Consider the following 19,887-nt stretch of genomic DNA (forward strand, 5'->3'; position numbering starts at 1 on the left):
TCTAAAATCGAGTAGCCGCGTAAGGCGTCATCGGGATGGGCAGTTCATCGCCGTCGACCAGCCCTGCTACAAGTTCAGCCGTACCCGCCGATTGAGTTAGCCCCAGATGCCCATGCCCAAAGGCGTAGATGACATCAGGTGCGTGCGCAGCCGCCCCAATGACCGGGATACTATCCGGCAGGGACGGCCTGAAGCCCATCCATTGCGTTCCCCCCGCCGTGTTCAACCCCGGCAGAAATTGAGTCGCTTTGTTCAGCAGCGTGTCGGCGCGCTTGAAATTAGGAGGCAAAGTCAGCCCACCCAATTCGACCGCACCACCAATGCGCACGCCGCCGTTGATGCGGCTGGCGACAAACCCATGTCTTGAAAAGGTCAGATGCATCCGCAGATCGAAAGCGCCGGGTGGCAAGGTTGTGTTGTAGCCGCGCTCGGTTTCTAGCGGGATATGGTCGCCCAGTGTTTGCGCCAGATGATGCGACCAGGCACCCGCAGCCACAACAACTTTTGTTGCGTCCAGTGTCCCGTCGTCAACGGTTATCCGCACACCATGTTCTAACGGAGTCAACGCGCGAATATTGCGCGTTTCGATCCGCCCCTGCCTTTCACGAAACGATTTGGCCAAACGGTCGACCCACTGCTTTGGGTCGATCACGTTAAGCCAGTTTGGGGTGAAACCAGCATGGGTGAACCGTCGACTAAGTCCCGGCTGTTTCTCGGCGATCGCCTCGGGTGTCTCAAGCAGTTCAAATTCGATTCCGTGCGCGCGTCTAAGATCCCAGGTTGGCAGGCTGGCGCGATATTCGGTCTGGGACTCATACAATTGCAGTTGCCCATCGCGCTGCATCATCTCTTCGCCATTGACAGAAGGGATCAGTCGCTCCAGAGCGGCGCTGGAAATCTTCATAAGGTTCGACTGCGCGCCCAACAAATCCGTATAGCGCGACGGCTGGCTAGCCCGCCAAAAGCGATACATCCAAGGTGCAATCTTGAACGCATAGGCTGGAGGTATCGACAACGGGCCCAGCGGGTCCAGCAACCATTTCGGCGCTTTGCGCATGATGCCTGGAGTCGCCAGCGGTTCGACCTCGGGGAAGGCAAAAGCCCCGGCATTTCCGGCCGAGGTTTGCGCGGCGACTCCGTCTTTGTCCAGCACCAGCACCGAGTGTCCCCGGCGCTGTAACTCCAGCGCGGTTGTGATGCCGATGGCTCCGGCCCCAATGACAACAACTTGCTGACTCATAACTGAATGCCGTTGCGGAACGGATCAGCTGCGGCAAAAATCAAATTGGCCTGAGCCATTATATGAGCCTGCCCGGTAATCGAAGGGATAACTCCACCTTCTTTGCCAGGCTGATACGACAGGCGATACGTGCTACCAATAATGCTTTGTTGAACGATTTCCTCGCCTGGGACCAAAGCACCATCTGCCGCCATACAAGCCAACAGGGCCGAGCATCCCGTCCCGCAAGGCGAACGGTCGTAATTGTCGTCCGGGCACAGCACAAAGTTGCGGCTGTGAAGGTCCGGCTCGATTGGCGTGTCCTGAAGGATGACATGATCAATCAGCTCGCCCTTTTCGCCCCCGATGCCCTGAGCGATCGACGCCTTGCGGATGGCAACAGTCAGATCGGTCAACGCGCGAATTCTGTCAGACGTTACGGGGATCGGGCTGGGATCAACGATAAAGAACCAATTGCCCCCGTAGGCAACGTCGCCCACGATTTCACCGTGGCCCGGTACGCTTATTGTCACGTCACTATGGACCCGTCGGCTTTCGATATTTCTGACTGTCACAGTGTTTTCGTCATGCAGAGTAACCGCCACTACACCGGCAGGAGTTTCAATTCGGTGCTCTCCGACATCAATGCGACCCAGATGAGCCAGTGTAACCGCCAGCCCGATTGTGCCGTGGCCACACATGCCCAACACCGCATCCACGTCGAAATAGATCACACCAGTCACGCAGGTCGGGTCGACCGGTTCAACCAACAAAGCACCGACCATTGCCGGTTGTCCACGTGGTTCAAGAAGGACGGAGCGGTAGAACTCTCTGTGATCGGACTCCAACCTCCGTGCACGGTCAGCCAATGGACCAGTCCCCAGATCCGGCGCGCCGTCAAGGATGACCCGCGTGGGCTCCCCGCCGGTATGGCTGTCGATCACATGCATTCAGCGATCACTCCACCCTGTTTCGACCAGTTTGCGAACCATGCACCGAACAGCGCGTATTGCTGTTCGCAATAGTTGCGTTGTGCATCTGTCAGTTCATCTGTTTCGTTGAAGTGCAGACGATATTCCTCTTCCCCGTTCAGAACCAGTAGGTGTTTGTAGTAGAGCACCAGATCCGGCCCTTCGTCAAAGCTGGACAATACATGAATGGCTTCGGTCAACTCTTGTGCGCGTTGGCGGGCTTCCGCGTGGCCTTTGGCTGCCTTTTTAGACAACGCGGCCAGCAATAGCGCTTCGCGCGGCAATGCAGTCCCAATCCCGGTGATCGAGCCGGTGGCACCGCAATTGACAAAACCGTGGTAAACCTCGGTATCAACCCCTACCATCAGCGTGACTTGATCGTCTTGGCTGGTGATGTTCTCAGCCGCATATCGAAGGTCATCCTTGCCCCCGAACTCTTTGAAACCGATCAGGTTGGGATGTTCCATGCGCAAAGCAAAGAACAAGTCAGCGCGCGTTGCGAACCCATAATAGGGACTATTGTAAATAATCGCGGGCACGTCGGGTGCGGCATTCAGAATCGCCTTAAAGTGGTTCTTCTGCGCAGTCGGAGAGCTACCACGGGACAGAACACGTGGGATCACCATCAGCCCCACAGCTCCGACTTTTTGTGCGTGGGCGGCATGGGCAACAGCGGACTTGGTGTTGATTGCCCCGGTGCCGACAACGACGGGCAGACCGGCAGCGACCAGACGCTCTACCCCTTCCATGCGTTGGGCATCAGTCAACAGCGGCCAATCCCCCATCGAGCCGCAATAGACAACCGCCGACATGCCTGCGTCGATCATCTGACGTCCTTTGCGAACCAAAGCGACAAAATCCGGCTGGCGATCCGCTGTGCATGGGGTCATGAGCGCGGGCATAGTGCCGGTAAAAACGTTGGTGGCCATCGGACAATCCTTCGAAAACACAAGTTTGAGAACGCAGCGCATGCGCTGCTTTTCTTTGCGTTATCGGATATTGGATACAAAATCCACACTCAAATAGCTAAAAAGGCGTCGAACTCAATGCACGACGCCCTTCTAGCCCAAAATCTACAAAGACTATCGCAGCCGTTCGCCTGTTTGGTTGTCAAACAACATCGCCCGCTCGGCCGAGAACGAGATTCCGATTCGTGCGCCTTGCTTGCTGCGTTCATCGTCACGCTCTTCGATGATCAGCTTGTCGCCATTTGCGGTCAACAGATAAGAATAGCTGACACCGCCAAGCGCTTCGGTCAGGTCCACGGTGCAGGTATCACCTGTACGATCGACCAGAAGGTGCTCAGGCCGTATCCCCAACGTCACTTTCGTCGCATTTGCGGGGACAGAAGACGTCACCGGTACAGGATGATTGAACGCGGGGTGCGTTACACGGCCATCAACCACGTCACATTCCAAAAAGTTCATCGCTGGCGAACCAATGAACCCGGCAACGAATCTGTTGTCCGGGTCGCGGTACAAATCCATCGGAGCACCAACCTGTTCGATCCGACCGTCTCGCAAAACAACGATCTTGTCGGCCATAGTCATCGCCTCGACCTGATCGTGGGTCACATAGATCATGGTTGCGCCGATTTCATTGTGAAGGCGCGCGATCTCAACCCGCATTTCGACCCGCAATTCGGCGTCAAGGTTCGACAACGGCTCGTCGAACAGGAACACGTCGGGACCGCGTACAATGGCCCTGCCAATGGCAACACGCTGACGCTGACCGCCGGACAAGGCCTTTGGTTTCCGTTTCAGGTATTGATCCAACTTCAGAATAGCTGAAGCCTCTTGAACTTTTTGGTTTATCTCGGCTTTCGCCACGCCGTTCATGCGCAGACCGAACCCCATATTCTCGGCCACAGTCATGTGCGGATAGAGTGCGTAAGTCTGGAACACCATCGCAACGCCACGCTTGGCTGGGTCCAGATGTGTCACATCTCTTGCGCCGATGTGGATTTCGCCTTCGGTGGTTTCCTCAAGTCCAGCAATCATCCGCAGCAGTGTGGACTTACCGCACCCTGAAGGGCCAACGAAAACACAAAACTCTCCGTCTTCGATCTGCAGATCGATTCCATGAATAACCTGCGTCTCGCCATATCGCTTGATCGCACCGTTCAGAGTGACCCCTGTCATGTCCCTTGCATCCTGTCGCTATTTCCGTTTGGGCGGGTTTCCGGGAACCGCCATGATTGCGCCTCAGCTCCGATCTGATCGGCCACACGGCGGACCCGAGGCACCCAAGCTTGTAGTTGGGCAAAACTCATCCGCTCGGTTGACCCAGTGATCGAGATCGCCCCCAGCATGCGCCCCCCTTCTGTCAAGACCGGGCAGGCAACGCAGATAATGCCGGGCTCATGCTCTTCATCGTCCACAGCATATCCGCGCTCTCGGATCGCAACCAAATCAGCACACAATAGCTGCTCGGAAGCGAGCGTCTTGTCTGTAAAGCGGTGAAAGCTCTGCTGTGAAAGAGCTTTGGCCAGTTGGTCAGGCTCCAAATGTGCCATCATTGCCTTGCCGACACCCGTACAATAGGCAGGACCCACCTTCCCCGCTTGCGAATACATTTCGACCGGCTGCGTCGCGTTTCTTTTGTCTACGTACAGAACCTGACCGGAATCCAGCTGCGCCAAATGAACAGTTTCCCCGGTTTCACGGCTAAGAGCGTCCAAAAATGGCCGGGCAATCGGCGCGAGCGAGCTTTGGGTCCACGCTGCGTGGGCCAGACGCACCAGACGCAGCCCCGGCGCATAGGTCTGTCTGTCGGGGTCATAAGACAACATACCCTGATTGGTCAGCGATTGGAGAAACCGATATAGCGTGGCCTTTGGGAAATCGCTGTGTTCAAGCAATTCGCCAAAGCGAACCGGACGCGCGAAAGCCGCAACCTGATCCAGCACATCACAAGCTTTACCTATCGTTCCGTCACCAGCCACGGGCGCGCATTCTCCTCCACTTACCCAATGGCCGAGGCCACGAGGGTCTTGACAAGACTAACCGAGTCGATGTGTAGTTTTCAACATATAAAACTGAGTTCCACAATATGGAACCATATGGAAGCTAAGGGAGGAAACCATGCATTCCATCTACAAGCGCACAACGGCCGCGCTGGCCATGAGCGTTGCACTTGCTGTTCCGGCATATGCCGAACTGACCGGCGAGCTGCGAATCTTCCTCGATACATCGAACCCGGCGCCCCGCGCGACGATGGAAGCGATGATCGACCGTTTCGCAGCCGAGCACCCCGGACTGGAAATCGAAACCACGGTGATCGACCGTGAGGCGTACAAAACGCAGATCCGCAACTTCCTGACGGCTGACACGCCTGATGTTGCCACTTGGTATGCGGCCAACCGTATGAAACCCTATGTCGAAGCTGGCCTGTTCGAAGATGTCTCGGACCTGTGGGCGGAGCCTGAGATCGCGGAAAACCTTGCCTCGACCAAAGGTGCGATGACCATCGACGGCAAGCAGTGGGGCGTGCCCTATACCTATTACCAGTGGGGCGTTTACTACCGCAAAGACATCTTTGATGAGTTGGGCCTGTCCGAGCCGACCACCTGGGAAGAAGAACTGGCGAACTGCCAGAAGATCGTCGATTCAGGCCGCGCCTGCTACACGATCGGTACCAAGTTCCTTTGGACCGCAGGTGGCTGGTTCGATTATCTGAACATGCGTACCAACGGCTTCGATTTTCACAACCAGCTCGCCAATGGCGAAATCAGCTGGGAAGACGACCGCGTCAAACAGACCTTCGCCAACTGGAAACAGCTGATCGACATGGGCGCGTTCATCGACAATCACCAGACCTATAGCTGGCAAGAAGCCCTGCCCTTCATGGTCAATGGCGAAGCAGCGGCATATCTGATGGGTAACTTCGCCGTGGCGCCGCTGCGTGAAGCAGGCCTGTCCGACGACCAGCTGGACTTCTACCAGTTCGTGGCCATTAACCCGGACGTTGAACTGGCCGAGGACGCGCCGACCGACACGTTCCACATCCCTGCCAATGCTTCGAACAAAGAAGCCGCACGTGAATTCCTGCGCTTTGTGGTCTCGGCTGATGAACAGACCGAAATCAACAACGGTTCGAACCTTGGTCAGTTGCCGGTGAACGCCAAATCCTCGGTGGACAATGACAAGTTCCTGCAGCAGGGCTTCAACATGCTGTCATCGAACAGCCCCGGCGGCGTTGCCCAGTTCTGGGATCGTGATGCGCCTGCTGAAATGGCCAAAGTATCGATGGAAGGGTTCCAGGAATTCATGGTCAAGCCAGACAACGCTGACCGTATCCTGGCCAAGCTGGAACGCGCACGCCAGCGTATTTACGACAACTAATCCGGGCAGAGCGGGGCAAAGCCCGCTCTGATCCAGAACCTGCGTAAGGCGGGTGCCAACCCGCCTTACTCCATTGACCAAACCCCGAGATCCAAAATGTCCGCTGTCGACGTTCCCGAACAAGAAAGCTGGTTCCATAGAAACCAACAGCGTATCGCACCGTGGCTGTTTCTGGCCCCCGGCCTGCTGTTCTTCATGGTCTATGTGATCATCCCGGTCTTTCAGTCTTTCAACCTGTCGCTTTACGAATGGGACGGGCTGGGCGCGGCGGAATATGTGGGGTTTCGCAATTACGAAGACCTGTATTGGGAATGGGTCGACCGGGATGCGTTCTATACCTCGCTCAAGAACAACCTGATCTGGCTGATCCTATATCTGGCCGCGATCCCGGCGGGCCTGTTCATCGCGTTATTTTTGAATCAGACAGTTGCGGGCATTCGCCTGTATAAGTCTCTGTTCTTCTTCCCCTTCGTAATCTCTCAGGTCGTGGTGGGGCTGGTCTTTACATGGTTCTACGACCCAACCTTCGGCCTTCTGAACGAGTTTCTGGGCTTCTTCGGCCTAGGTCCGCTGAACGTGCTGGGGGATGAGCGGTTCGTGACCTATGGCATCATCGTCGCGGGCCTCTGGCCGCAGACGGCATATTGCATGATCCTCTACCTGACCGGCCTGAACGCCGTGGACCCCGAACAGATCGAGGCCGGACGTCTGGACGGTGCAAAAGGCTGGCGGATGCTGTGGCACATCATCCTGCCCCAACTGCGCCCCGCCACCTTCATCGCCTTTGTCGTCACAATCATCGGCGCGCTGCGCAGTTTTGACCTGATCTCGATCATGACCCAAGGCGGCCCGTTCGGATCGTCCCGCGTACTGGCCTATTACATGTTCGAGGTCGCCCTGTCCGAATACGGCTTCCGCATGGGATATGGCGCTGCCATCGCCGTGATCCTGTTCCTGATCATGCTGTGTTTCATCGCCTATTTCCTGTGGTCGATGTACCGCGAAGAAAGGGGGCACTGACATGTTCCCCAAACCCATAGAAAAACAACCCCGCGCGGCCCAGATCACCTATCAGGCCATGCTGCCCATTGCCCTGCTGTTGTGGCTGGGGCCCTTGCTGGCGGTGGCGCTGTTTTCGGTCAAACCGGCGGCAGACTTCACCAATGCAAACTACTGGGGCCTGCCCTCCAGCTTTGAGGGCGCAGTCAACTATGGGCAGGTGTTCTTCAATTCCGACATGCCGCGCTACCTGCTGAATTCATTCCTGATCACCATCCCCACCGTGATCGGCGCGGTGGCGCTCAGCTGCATGACCGGTTTTGCATTGGGCATCTACAAGTTCCGCTCGAACCTGTGGATTTTCTTTCTGTTCGTCGCCGGCAATTTCGTACCCTTCCAGATCCTGATGGTACCTGTGCGCGACCTGACGCTGGAACTTGGCCTCTATAACACTAAAACCGGGCTGGTGCTGTTCCACATCGCGTTCCAGACCGGGTTCTGCACGCTGTTCATGCGCAACTTCATCCGCGCCCTGCCGTTCGAGTTGATCGAAGCCGCGCGGGTTGAAGGCATCAGCGAGGTCCGCATCTTCTGGTACGTGGTCCTGCCACTGATGAAACCGGCGATTGCCGCGCTCAGCGTGCTAATCTTCACCTTCATCTGGAACGACTATTTCTGGGCCGTCGTGCTGACCCAAGGCGCCGAAAGCCAGCCGGTCACGGCGGGCATTACCAGCTTCAACGCCCAGTTCCGCGCAGCCTACCAACTGATGAGCGCGGGTTCGATCGTCGCCGCCCTGCCGCCTGTGGCCATGTTCTTCCTGATGCAGAAACACTTCATCGCAGGCCTGACGCTGGGGGCCGTGAAATGACATCAAATCAGAGGTTTGCAACATGGTAAAGATTGCCTTTATCGGCGCGGGCTCGACCATCTTCATGCGCAATATCGTGGGTGACGCGCTGCTGACCCCATCTCTGGCCGACGGCCACTTTGCCCTGATGGACATCGACCCCAACCGGCTGGCCGAAAGCGAGGTCGTCGCTCGCGCCATGATCCGATCAGTTGGCACAGGGGCCAGTGTCACCACCCACACCGAACGCCGTGCGGCGCTGGAGGGTGCAGATTTCGTGATCACCGCCTTTCAGGTCGGTGGCTACAAACCCTGTACGGTAACGGATTTCGAAATTCCCAAACAATACGGCCTGCGCCAGACCATTGCCGATACTTTGGGCGTAGGCGGCATCATGCGCGGGCTGCGCACGGTGCCTGTGCTGTGGGACATTGCACAGGACATGATGCAGCTGTGCCCCAACGCCACCCTACTGCAATATGTCAACCCGATGGCCATCAACACCTGGGCCTTGGCCGAGCAATTTCCGGCGCTGAAGCATGTAGGCCTGTGCCATTCGGTCCAGAACACAGTCGAAGAGCTGGCCCATGATCTGGATCTGCCCAAGCACGACATCCGTTACAAGGTCGCCGGGGTGAACCACGTTGCCTTCTTCCTGCGGCTAGAGCATCAGGGGCGCGACCTCTACCCCGCCTTGCGGCAAGGATATGCCAGTGGGCAAATTCCGAAGCCACCGCTGCTTATGCCGCGATGCCCCAACAAGGTGCGGTATGAGGTGATGGATCATCTGGGGTATTTCTGCACTGAAAGTTCTGAACATCTGGCCGAATATGTGCCATGGTTCATTAAGGACGGACGCCCAGACCTGATCGAGCATTTCTCGATCCCGCTGGACGAATATCCCACCCGCTGCGAGGAGCAGGTCGCCGCTTGGCAGGAACAGGCCAAGACCCTGACGGATGGGCGCGATATCGACGTGACCCGCAGCCATGAATTCGCCGCCGACCTGATGAACGCCATTGTCACTGACACGCCCTATGTCGCTTACGGCAACCTGCCCAACACGGGCCAAATCCCGCAATTGCCGCTGGGCGCTGCGGTCGAAACCCCCTGTCTGGTGGACAGCAACGGTGTGCAGCCTTCGGTCGTGACCGACATCCCGCCGCAACTGATCGCGCTGATGCGCAGCCAGATCAACGTGCAGGAACTGACAGTCCGCGCGCTGCTCGACCAGAACCCCGAACACATCTATCACGCCGCGATGATGGACCCCCACACCGCCGCCGAGCTGGACCTGCGCCAGATCCGCCATCTGGTCAGTGATCTGCTGACCGCGCATTCCGACTGGTTGCCGGACTGGTGCCAGCCCGCCAAAGCCGCTTGAAAGGGCTTCGCAAATGACCAAGAAACGCCGATCAGAACACTGGTATGGAAAGCTGGACAAGGACGGGTTCATCCACCGCTCGTGGATGAAAAACCAGGGCTTTCCAGACCACGCTTTTGATGGCCGCCCCATCATCGGCATCTGCAACACATGGTCGGAACTGACACCCTGCAACTCGGGTCTGCGCGATCTGGCTGAAGGCGTCAAACGCGGCGTGTGGGAGGCAGGTGGCTTCCCTGTCGAATTCCCGGTCATGTCGCTGGGCGAGACCCAGATGAAGCCCACCGCCATGCTGTTTCGCAACCTGTTGGCCATGGATGTCGAGGAATCGATCCGCGCCTATGGCATTGACGGTGTTGTCCTGCTGGGCGGGTGCGACAAGACCACGCCGGGCCAGTTGATGGGCGCGGCCTCGGTCGATCTGCCATCGATTGTGGTCAGTTCCGGCCCGATGCTGAACGGCAAGTTCAAGGGCAAAGATATCGGCTCGGGCACGGATGTGTGGAAGTTCTCGGAAGAGGTCCGCGCGGGCGAAATGACCCTGCAGGATTTCATGAACGCAGAATCCGGCATGTCGCGCAGTAAGGGTGTCTGCATGACCATGGGCACGGCCTCCACTATGGCGTCCTTGGTTGAGGCAATGGGCATGTCCCTGCCCACCAATGCCGCTCTGCCCGCCGTTGATGCGCGCCGTATGGCACTGGCGCATCTGACCGGAAAACGGATTGTCGAGATGGTGGACGAAGACCTCAAACCCTCGGATATCCTGACCAAAGAGGCGTTCCAGAACGCTATCCTGACCAATGCTGCGGTGGGCGGGTCGACCAACGCGGTGGTTCACCTGCTGGCGCTGGCGGGTCGCGTCGGCGTGGACCTGACGCTGAAGGATTTTGAAATCGGGTCAGAGATCCCGCTGCTGGTGAACTGTATGCCCTCGGGGCAATACCTGATGGAGGATTTCTGCTATGCCGGTGGTGTTCCGGTGGTGCTGAACGAACTCAAACCCTTCCTGCGGCCAGCGAAAACGGTTCTGAACAAGGATATCTCGGCCCATTTTGACGGTGCTGAGTGTTATAACTCCGATGTTATCCGGCCCTTTGACGATCCGGTCAAACCTGCGGCGGGGCTTCGGGTCTTGCGCGGCAACCTCGCGCCCAACGGAGCCATCGTGAAACCCTCGGCGGCGACAGATGAATTGCTGGAAACCGAAGCCGAAGCCTATGTTTTTGAAAGCATCGAAGACCTGAAGGCCAATATCGACCGCGATGATCTGCCAGTGACGCCCGAGACCATTCTGGTGCTCAAGGGCTGCGGCCCCAAGGGCTATCCGGGCATGCCCGAGGTCGGCAACATGCCGATCCCGGCCAAGTTGGTCAAAGAAGGCGTGCGCGACATGATCCGCATCTCGGACGCGCGCATGTCGGGCACCGCTTTCGGCACCGTCATCCTACATGTCAGCCCCGAGGCGCAGGCGGGCGGCACGCTGGCGTTGGTCAAGACCGGTGACCGCATCCGTGTATCGGCCAGCAATGGCGAACTGGAACTGCTGGTGGATGAAAAGGAGCTGGACGCCCGCCGCGCCGCGTGGCAACCGGACGATCCGCATTACACCCGCGGCTATGCCCGGCTTTACATCGACCATGTGCTGCAAGCCGATCAGGGCGCGGATCTTGATTTTCTGGTGGGCAAAGACACCCGCCTTGTCACCCGAGAGAGCCACTGATGACCCAACCCGCCACCTTCCACGACCTGAACGGGGCCTCGGTCTACATCACCGGCGGTGGGTCCGGCGTGGGTGCAGCCCTGACCGATGGGTTTATGGCTCAAGGGGCCAATGTAGCCTTTATCGGACGCTCAGACGCCAGCGAATTTGTCGAGCAGATGCGCGACAAGCACGGCCGCGCACCCTTATTCCTGCAAGGCGACATGACCGATATCGACTTGCTGCACGACACCATGCAACAGGCCGCCCAGGCACATGGCCCCCTGAACGTGCTGGTCAACAACGCTGCCAATGACAAGCGCCACTCGCTTGAAGAAACCACGCCCGAATTCTGGGACTGGATGATCGAAGTCAACCTGAAGGCTTATTTCTTTGCCTGCCAGCAGGCCGCGCAGCAGATGACGGCGGGCGGGGCGATCATCAATTTCAGCTCCATCAGCTACATGATGGGGAATGGGGGCTATCCCATCTACACCACCGCGAATGCCGGTATCACCGGCATGACCCGGTCGCTTGCGCGTGAGCTCGGGCCCCAGAACATCCGTGTCAACGCCCTAGCCCCCGGCTGGGTTCTGACGCAAAAACAGCTGGATATGTGGGCCACGCCCGACGATCTGGCCGCCCACATGGAACGGCAGTGCCTCAAGGAGCACTTGACCCCCGAAGACATGATTGCGCCTACCTTGTTTCTGGCCTCAAACGCCAGCCGCGCCATGACCGGACAGTGCATGGTGGTAGATGGCGGCGTCGTGGTAACGGGGTAGCAGCATGAGTATTGAATGGATTGCAGCGGATTGGGGCACCTCTCACTTGCGGGTTTGGGCCATGCAGGGCGGCAACGTTCTGGATCAGGCTCAATCCGACAAAGGGATGGGTAAGCTTCCGAAAGATGGGTTTCAAAACGCGCTGTTGGAACTGATCGATGACTGGTTAGGGGACGCACCGGTCGATGTCGTCGCCTGCGGCATGGTCGGTGCGCGCCAGGGTTGGGTTGAGGCCCCCTACTCGGCCGTGCCAACGGCCCCGGTGCCTGAAACGCCTATTCGTGTACCAAATACAGACCCCCGCATTCGCGCTTTTGTGGTGCCCGGCCTGAAACAGGCTGCCCCGCCAGATGTGATGCGTGGCGAGGAAACGCAAATCGCTGGTTTCCTGTCTGGGCGCAAGAACTGGGATGGTGTGATATGCCTGCCCGGAACGCATACCAAATGGGTCCAAGTCAGCGCCGACGAGGTCGTCAGCTTCCGAACTTTCATGACAGGCGAGATGTTCAGTCTGCTTAGTGAGCAATCTGTTCTCAGACACTCAGTCAGTGACGGCTGGGATCTGGACGCTTTTGCCGAGGCCACGGCGGACACCCTGTCGAAACCCGAACAGATGGCGGCGCGCTTGTTTGGGCTGCGCGCATCGGATTTGTTGAACGCAGATGATCCGGGCGCCGCGCGCGCGCGATTGTCAGGTTACCTCATCGGGGCAGAACTGGCCGCCACGCGCCCCTACTGGCTGGGGCAACAAATCGCAATCATCGGCGCCGACAACCTTTCTAAAATCTATGCGCACGCGCTTAAACAGCAGGGCGCATTTGCTGAAATTGCGAACAATACCCAGGCCACTCTGGAGGGTCTGCGGCAAGCCCGGAACCGCACGAGGCAAACAGCATGAGCAGACCCATCATCGCCATTCTCAGAGGGCTGCGTCCTACCGAAGCTGCAGATGTAGGCGCCACCCTGATCGACGCTGGCATCGACAAAATCGAAGTTCCGCTGAACTCTCCCGACCCGCTCGATAGCATCGGGATTCTAGCCGACAAATACGGCGAAAAATCCCTGATTGGCGCTGGTACAGTCTTGGCCACATATCAAGTGGAGGCCGTGGCCGCTGTCGGAGGTAAGCTGATCGTTTCACCGAACTGCGACATCGATGTCATCAAACGATCGGTCAGTCTGAACCTGCAAAGCTGGCCTGGCATCTATACACCTACCGAAGCGTTCAATGCTCTCAAGGCCGGGGCAACCGGCCTTAAGCTGTTTCCCGGCGTAATGGCAGGCCCCGCGGGTTTGGCTGCATTGCGCCCCGTTTTGCCTGGAGGCACACAAGTCTTCGCCGTCGGTGGCGCAGGCCCTGAAAACTTTGGCGAGTGGATCAACGCCGGCGCAGATGGGTTCGGCATAGGATCAGCCCTGTTCAAACCGGGTATGTCAGTGTCCGAGATTGCCGAGCGCGCCCGCAAGATCGTTGCGGCCTATGACAAGGCGGTTGGATGAACTCCGTCTACGACGAACGCCCCTGCGAGCTGGGCGAGGGGCCGCTGTGGCACCCCGGTCGGCGACAGCTGTTCTGGTTCGACATTCTTGGCAAACGGCTGCTCACGCAACGTGACGGTGTGCCCCAAAGCTGGCAATTCGATGAACATGTCTCAGCCGCAGGGTGGGTCACCCGGGGCGTGCTGCTTATTGCGTCTGAAACCGGCCTGTGGCGGTTCAGCCTGGACACTGGCGAAAAAGAGTTGATCGCAACACTAGAGGCAGAGAATTCCATAACGCGCTCGAATGATGGCCGGGCTGATCCGTGGGGCGGGTTCTGGATCGGAACGATGGGCAAGAACGCGGAACATGGGGCTGGATCGATCTATCGGTTCTGGCGCGGCGAAGTCCGCCGTTTGGTGCCAGATGTCACGATCTCTAACGCCATCTGTTTCGCGCCGGACCGATCCTGTGCCTATTTTTCTGACACAATGACCAAACAGGTTATGCGCTGGTCGCTGAACCCTCAGACTGGCTGGCCGGAAGGCGACAGCACCGTTTTCCTTGACCTGCGCGATGATCACCTGAACCCTGACGGCGCGGTGGTAGATACCGAAGGCCAGATATGGATCGCGCAATGGGGTGCGCATCGCGTCGCAGTGTATTCTCCTGACGGGCAGTTCCTGAAAGCCGTGACCTTTGACGCGGCGCATACGTCATGCCCGGCGTTTGGAGGCGACGATTTGACAACCCTTTTCTGCACAACCGCGCGCCAAGGGCTGGATGCCGAAACGCTTAGAAACCATCCCACAAACGGTATGACCTTTGCCGCACCAAATGCGGGGCAAGGACAGCCAGAACACAGAGTGATCCTATGACTCCCGAACTCGGCGTCTGCTATTACCCCGAACACTGGCCAGAAGAAAATTGGGCTGAGGATGCCGCCCGCATGGTCGAGACCGGGCTGTCCTGGGTACGCATTGGCGAATTCGCCTGGAGTCGGATGGAGCCTACTCCAGGCGATTTGCAATTCGACTGGCTGGATCGGGCCATTGAAACACTCGGTGCAGCCGGTCTGAAAGTGGTTCTGGGAACCCCGACTGCCACACCTCCGCGGTGGATGATTGAGAAACATCCTGACATGCTGGCAATGAATCCGGATGGAAGCCCACGCAAATTTGGTTCTCGCAGGCACTACTGCTTTAGCCATGAAGGTTATATCGCGGAATGCGCGCGGATCACCCGTATCATGGGCGAACGCTATGGTCGAAACCCTCACATCGCAGCATGGCAGATAGACAATGAATACGGCTGCCATGACACAACCCTCAGCTACAGCCCGGTCGCGCTTGTCGCGTTTCAGAGCTGGCTTGAAGCGAAATATGGCTCGATTGACACGTTAAATACGGCGTGGGGTAATGTGTTCTGGTCGATGGAATATGACGGGTTCGACCAGATTGACCTGCCCAACCTGACTGTGACTGAACCCAACCCCGCCCATGTTCTGGCCTTTCGCCGGTTCAGCTCGGATCAGGTGGTGGTGTTCAACAAAGCACAAGTGGACGTGTTACGCGGGCTGACCGACGCGCCGTTGTTGCACAATTACATGGGTCGCGTGCTGGAGTTCGACCATTTCAAGGTGGGCGAGGACTTGGATATCGCCACGTGGGATAGCTATCCGATCGGTTTTCTGTCGGACCGTCTTGAGGAGGATGAGGCGCACAAGACCGCCTTTTTGCAACAGGGTGATCCTGACATGCAAGCCTTCCACCACGACCTCTACCGCGCGGTGGGGCGGGGTCGCTGGTGGGTGATGGAGCAACAACCCGGCCCGGTGAACTGGGCCCCATACAACCCGGCGCCGCTGCCGGGTATGGTCAAGCTTTGGTCGCTTGAGGCTGTCGCCCATGGGGCCGAAGTGGTCAGCTACTTCCGCTGGCGTCAGGCACCGTTCGCACAAGAACAGATGCATGCCGGGCTTTTGACGCCGAATGATCGCCCGGCCCCCGGATTAACTGAAGCGCGGGAAACTGCAGACACCTTAGCCGAAATCGGTCCGGTGGCCCAAACAAGGGCAGACGCTGCCATTCTGTTCGACTATGCCTCGGATTGGGCATGGGCGACACAGCCTCAAGGCGCTGGGTTTGATTACTTCCGGCTGGTGTTCTCGGCCTATCGCGCCCTGCGCCGGGCGGGGCTGTCGGTGGATTTCCTTTCACCCGACACAATCCCAGAGAACGGATACAAAATCATTCTGGCACCGGGCTTGGCGACAATCGACAAAGACCTTGAACATCGCATCCAAAAGGGAAGCACTCTGGCGATCCTTGGACCGCGCAGTGGGGCGATCACACACGATTTTCAGATCCCAAGCACAGGCCGCCCCGGATTAACCGGATTGGACAGCGAAGTTGATCTGATTGAGACCTTGCCACCGTCGATCCAACGAAACGTCACAGGTGGTGGTGCGACCCAGCATTGGGTTGAGCGGTTGTCGGGAACAGCTCCGGCCTTGTTGACTCATGCAGATGGCACCCCCGCGCTTACAGGTACAGATACCCTTTGGTACCTCGCTGGGTTTCCCGATGAGCCTCTATGGGATCGCGTCGTTCAAATGGCGGCCCAACATACCGGTTTGAAACTGCATCCTGTTCCCGGTGGCCTGCGCCGCCGCGAGACTGAACACCACGTGTTCCTGATCAACTACAACGCGACACCGGTCACATGGAACGGGCACGTGATTGATGCCTGTGATGTACTGATCGTTGAGAAAGAAACGCCCGCCGAAGGATAATCCCGGCGGGCGTGATTGACGTCGCTAGTCTGTCTTCAGACTGTTCGGATCAAAGGCCCCGCCGAACCCACCGTTTGTCGACGGCTGCGGCTCCGAGCTCGACTCCTCGTCGCCTCCGCCCAACGTGTTCGGTGCAAACACATTGCCAAACCCGCTATTGTTTGACGGTTTCGGCGTTGATTGCGCACCACCCTGTTCGGCCTCTTCCGCTTCGCGCTGTTTGCGGCGTTCTTCACGTTGCTTGCGCAGTTCCTGAATACGCTGCTCAGCCTCAAGCTGCTTTAGCTCTTTGACGTTGGCGATGCATTGCGCAGGGTTATAGGCTGTCGCGGTACCAACCACGGTGATCGTGGCCACGCCGAAGACAACCACCAAAAGGGCCGCCACGTTACCCGCGAAGAAGCTGGGCAACTTGATCTTGCCCGCCAATTCCTCGACCGTGGCGTTCTTGCGCGCGGCAGCCACCAGCTCCTGCCGTTTCAGCTTGGCCTCATTCAGCAGAGCAAAGAACACAGTTAGCGCCACGATGATGAAGGCCAAAGCCGAGATCGAAGGCGTGATTCCGTACCGCACCTTTTGCGCCAGTTCGATGGTCAGCGTCGGGTATTCGCCAAAGGTGAAAGTGGTCGTGTTGTAGTTCTCGAACGACGCGAGGAATGCCAGCACTGCGGCGCTTGCAATCGCGGGTCGCATGAAGGGCAGCAGGATCTTGCGGAATGCCTGCGCATGGGTCGCACCAAGGTCCAGCGCGGCCTCGGTCAGGGCCACGTCATAACGCTGCAGACGCGCCACCAGCACCAGCATGCAGTAACTGGCGATAAAGGTGGACTGGCCAATCACCGTCAGGAAGATGCCGTTCGACAACACACTATCCGCGCCCAGCCCGAGCATCCGGTTGATCCGGTCCCAGAACACCAGTGTCGAAATCCCCAGCACAACGCCGGGGATCAGGATCGGCGCGATGATGATAGTGTAATAAGTCGCGCGCAGCTTGGGCCAGATTTGGGTCAGCATCAGCGCCCCCGCCAGCCCCATCGCAACCGACAAAACCACCGTACCGGCCCCGATGATCAGCGAGTTCTTGATGCCGTTCAGGATACGCTGATCTTGAAACAGTTCTCCGAACCACTGGAAGGTCAGGCATTCCCACGGGGTCATCCGTGGGAATGCGGACGAGTTGAAGGCTGTGACTGACATGATCACCAGCGGGCCCAGCAGATACAGGAAGAAGATCGCCAGATAGACCCAGATGCTGATACGCAGGAAGGACAGGTTCATTTCCCGATATCCCCCATATTCACCTTGAACAAGCGCATCACGGCCAGCACGAACAGGATACAGGTCACCAGCAGCACGATGGCGTAGGCGGCCCCCTGCGGCCAGTCATTATTATCGTTGAACTGCTGATAGATCAGCTGCGTGAACCACAGCGAGGACGGCCCGCCCAGAATCTGCGGCGCGGCCAGCGCACCGGCCGACAGCATGAACACCATCGTACAGCCCGAGCTGATCCCCGGCTTGGCGTAAGGAATAACTACCCGCCAGTGAATACGCCACCAGGGCGCACCCAGATCCCGCGCGGCCTCGATCTGATTGTGGTCCAGACTTTCGATCACGTTATAGATCGGGAAAATCATCAGCAGGATGTAGGCATAGCCAAGCCCAGCATAGAGCGCGATATCGTTGCGGATAAAGTCAAACGGCGTATCCCAGATGCCCAGCCCCATGAACAAGGTATTCAGCACACCTGTCTCGCCAAAGATAATCCGCAAAGCAAAGGCACGCAGGATTTCGTTAATCCAGTAGGGGATGATCAGCATGATCGCAAAGATGCGGATGTGGCTGCCTTTGGACTGCCCCAGATAATATGCGATCGGGTAACACAGGATCAGGTTGAAGATCGTCACGCAGACCGCCGCGAGCAGAGTTCGGAAGAACACCCGCAAATCGACTGCGTTATAGTCCTGACTGCCGCCCTCGGGGCCATAGATCAGGTATTTGTAGTTCTCCAGCGTGTAGACATCCTTTGGCCCGCCGATCTCGGGCGGGGGCAGATTCGGCCGGAATGAGAAGTCGAGCATCGACAGCTGTGGCAGGATAATCAGACCGATGGTCCAGAAGATCACCAGACCCAGGATCGCCAGACCCATGCCGGTGCCGTTGCGGTTGAAAAACTCTTTCAGGAAACGGGGCATGCGATTTCCCCTATTCCGCCGCCAGTTCACCCGCCGGAACCAGAACCGCGTTGCGGGTCTCGTATTCCAGCCGGATGGTCTGGCCTGTGTGATCCTCGAAAGACTGCCCGACATTGGGCAGGGACACTTTGATCTCTTTGCCGCCCTCGCCTTCGGTGAAGATGTTGAAGACGTTGCCCTCGAATTCCTCATGCTTCACACGTGCGGTAACGCAGTGGTCGCCCGGGGCGTCATCGGAAGCGATAGCAAAAGCTTCGGGCCGCACGAACATCATTGCCTCATCTCCTTCGCGCATCTTACCCTGATTGGCGGTTGAAATCCGCGCTACAAGATCGCCGGTGCGATTGGTCGAGATCACGGCTTCAGTCCCCATGACCTGCTTGATCTTGCCTCGGAACACGTTGTTTTCCCCAACGAATGAGGCCGCAAAAGCCGTGTTTGGGTCATTGTAAATCGTCTTGCCGTCAGCAATCTGGTCGATCACACCCGCCCGCATCACGGCGATGTTGTCGGACATGGTCAGCGCCTCGCCTTGATCGTGGGTGATGTAAATAAAAGTAATCCCCACACGTTGCTGAATCTCGCGCAGTTCGGTGCGCATATGCTGGCGCAGCTTCAGATCCAGCGCCGAAAGGGGCTCGTCCAACAGAAGCACGTCGGGTTCGGCGCACAGGGCGCGCGCGATGGCCACACGCTGACGCTGGCCGCCTGAGAGTTCACTAGGCAGTTTGTCGCCCTGCCCCGGCAAGGCGATCATGTCCAGCAACTCATCCGCGCGTTTACGGCGCTCTCTGGCGCTGGCACCTTTTATTTCCATGGAAAAGGTAATGTTCTCCCAGACCTTCATCAGCGGAAACAGCGCGAGGTTCTGGAAGATCAGTGCAGTGGGCCGTTTGTTCGGGCCGATCCCGCGCATGTCGTTGCCACCGATCAGAACCTTGCCTTCGCTGGGATCAAGAAAGCCGGAAACAGCCCGCAAGATCGTCGTCTTGCCGCAGCCCGAGGGGCCAAGGAACGAAAAGAAATCCCCCCCGTTGATGTTCACATTAGCATCCCGCACGGCGACGAAATCGCCGAACCGAATCCACAGGTTTTCCAGATCTACACCGACCCCTGCACTCATTTTAGGTATCTCCGTCTGGTGCGGATAGGGACCACACCGATAT

General features: G+C 58.0%; 18 protein-coding genes. 10 read left to right on the forward strand and 8 right to left on the reverse strand.

The annotated features are described in order from the left end of the window. Position 1: 1 nt before the first annotated feature. The 5 genes from AC2FNR_RS02910 to AC2FNR_RS02930 all read right to left on the reverse strand — a co-directional run bounded on the left by AC2FNR_RS02910 (position 2) and on the right by AC2FNR_RS02930 (position 5,134). Positions 2-1,240, reverse strand: a complete 1,239-nt coding sequence (locus tag AC2FNR_RS02910) for an NAD(P)/FAD-dependent oxidoreductase (protein WP_496847931.1) — start codon at positions 1,238-1,240, stop codon at positions 2-4. Further along, the gene (locus AC2FNR_RS02915) at positions 1,237-2,169 is read right to left on the reverse strand and encodes a 4-hydroxyproline epimerase (protein WP_496847932.1); all 933 of its coding nucleotides are present in this window, start codon (positions 2,167-2,169) and stop codon (positions 1,237-1,239) included. The genes AC2FNR_RS02910 and AC2FNR_RS02915 overlap by 4 nt, the downstream gene beginning before the upstream one ends. Further along, positions 2,160-3,119, reverse strand: a complete 960-nt coding sequence (locus AC2FNR_RS02920) for a dihydrodipicolinate synthase family protein (protein WP_496847933.1) — start codon at positions 3,117-3,119, stop codon at positions 2,160-2,162. Before AC2FNR_RS02920 ends, AC2FNR_RS02915 begins: the two co-directional genes overlap by 10 nt. Positions 3,120-3,272: 153 nt before the next feature. After that, a complete protein-coding gene (locus AC2FNR_RS02925) occupies positions 3,273-4,331 on the reverse strand; it encodes an ABC transporter ATP-binding protein (RefSeq protein ID WP_496847934.1) in 1,059 nt (352 codons plus the stop codon). Then, the gene (locus tag AC2FNR_RS02930; protein WP_496847935.1) at positions 4,328-5,134 is read right to left on the reverse strand and encodes an IclR family transcriptional regulator; all 807 of its coding nucleotides are present in this window, start codon (positions 5,132-5,134) and stop codon (positions 4,328-4,330) included. Before AC2FNR_RS02930 ends, AC2FNR_RS02925 begins: the two co-directional genes overlap by 4 nt. Positions 5,135-5,273: 139 nt before the next feature. Between AC2FNR_RS02930 and AC2FNR_RS02935 the strand changes: the two genes are divergently transcribed. The 10 genes from AC2FNR_RS02935 (at position 5,274) to AC2FNR_RS02980 (ending at position 16,526) form a co-directional block, all read left to right on the forward strand. After that, a complete protein-coding gene (locus AC2FNR_RS02935; RefSeq protein WP_170355111.1) occupies positions 5,274-6,533 on the forward strand; it encodes an ABC transporter substrate-binding protein in 1,260 nt (419 codons plus the stop codon). Positions 6,534-6,629: 96 nt separating this feature from the next. Continuing rightward, positions 6,630-7,553 (forward strand): carbohydrate ABC transporter permease, encoded by a 924-nt coding sequence (locus AC2FNR_RS02940; protein ID WP_353392034.1) that lies wholly within the window; start codon positions 6,630-6,632, stop codon positions 7,551-7,553. 1 nt (position 7,554) lies between these two features. Next, entirely contained in the window at positions 7,555-8,403 is an 849-nt protein-coding gene (locus AC2FNR_RS02945; protein ID WP_170355113.1) for a carbohydrate ABC transporter permease, read from the forward strand. 22 nt (positions 8,404-8,425) lie between these two features. Beyond that, positions 8,426-9,766: an alpha-glucosidase/alpha-galactosidase gene (locus AC2FNR_RS02950; RefSeq protein ID WP_496847936.1), complete on the forward strand. Its 1,341-nt coding sequence runs from the start codon at positions 8,426-8,428 to the stop codon at positions 9,764-9,766. A gap of 13 nt (positions 9,767-9,779) precedes the next feature. Beyond that, positions 9,780-11,489: an IlvD/Edd family dehydratase gene (locus AC2FNR_RS02955; RefSeq protein ID WP_353392030.1), complete on the forward strand. Its 1,710-nt coding sequence runs from the start codon at positions 9,780-9,782 to the stop codon at positions 11,487-11,489. Next, positions 11,489-12,253, forward strand: a complete 765-nt coding sequence (locus tag AC2FNR_RS02960) for an SDR family NAD(P)-dependent oxidoreductase (protein WP_496847937.1) — start codon at positions 11,489-11,491, stop codon at positions 12,251-12,253. The genes AC2FNR_RS02955 and AC2FNR_RS02960 overlap by 1 nt, the downstream gene beginning before the upstream one ends. 4 nt (positions 12,254-12,257) lie before the next feature. Then, complete coding sequence (locus AC2FNR_RS02965) at positions 12,258-13,151, forward strand: 2-dehydro-3-deoxygalactonokinase (protein ID WP_496847938.1); 894 nt, start codon at positions 12,258-12,260, stop codon at positions 13,149-13,151. Then, positions 13,148-13,753 carry a 2-dehydro-3-deoxy-6-phosphogalactonate aldolase gene (locus AC2FNR_RS02970; protein ID WP_170355118.1) on the forward strand — a complete coding sequence of 202 codons (606 nt, stop codon included), beginning with the start codon at positions 13,148-13,150 and terminating at the stop codon, positions 13,751-13,753. The genes AC2FNR_RS02965 and AC2FNR_RS02970 overlap by 4 nt, the downstream gene beginning before the upstream one ends. Continuing rightward, on the forward strand, positions 13,750-14,610 hold the full coding sequence (locus tag AC2FNR_RS02975) for an SMP-30/gluconolactonase/LRE family protein (RefSeq protein ID WP_496847939.1): 861 nt from the start codon (positions 13,750-13,752) through the stop codon (positions 14,608-14,610). The genes AC2FNR_RS02970 and AC2FNR_RS02975 overlap by 4 nt, the downstream gene beginning before the upstream one ends. Continuing rightward, entirely contained in the window at positions 14,607-16,526 is a 1,920-nt protein-coding gene (locus AC2FNR_RS02980; RefSeq protein ID WP_496847940.1) for a beta-galactosidase, read from the forward strand. Before AC2FNR_RS02975 ends, AC2FNR_RS02980 begins: the two co-directional genes overlap by 4 nt. 24 nt (positions 16,527-16,550) lie before the next feature. Here AC2FNR_RS02980 and AC2FNR_RS02985 read toward each other — a convergent pair whose 3' ends face one another. The 3 genes from AC2FNR_RS02985 to AC2FNR_RS02995 are packed head-to-tail and all read right to left on the reverse strand — an operon-like array spanning position 16,551 to position 19,844. Beyond that, a complete protein-coding gene (locus tag AC2FNR_RS02985) occupies positions 16,551-17,804 on the reverse strand; it encodes an ABC transporter permease (protein WP_496847941.1) in 1,254 nt (417 codons plus the stop codon). Then, positions 17,801-18,721 (reverse strand): ABC transporter permease, encoded by a 921-nt coding sequence (locus AC2FNR_RS02990; RefSeq protein WP_170355122.1) that lies wholly within the window; start codon positions 18,719-18,721, stop codon positions 17,801-17,803. Before AC2FNR_RS02990 ends, AC2FNR_RS02985 begins: the two co-directional genes overlap by 4 nt. Positions 18,722-18,731: 10 nt before the next feature. After that, positions 18,732-19,844: an ABC transporter ATP-binding protein gene (locus tag AC2FNR_RS02995; protein ID WP_496847942.1), complete on the reverse strand. Its 1,113-nt coding sequence runs from the start codon at positions 19,842-19,844 to the stop codon at positions 18,732-18,734. Between the last annotated feature and the right edge of the window lie 43 nt (positions 19,845-19,887).

This window comes from Ruegeria sp. SATB045, assembly GCF_059613525.1.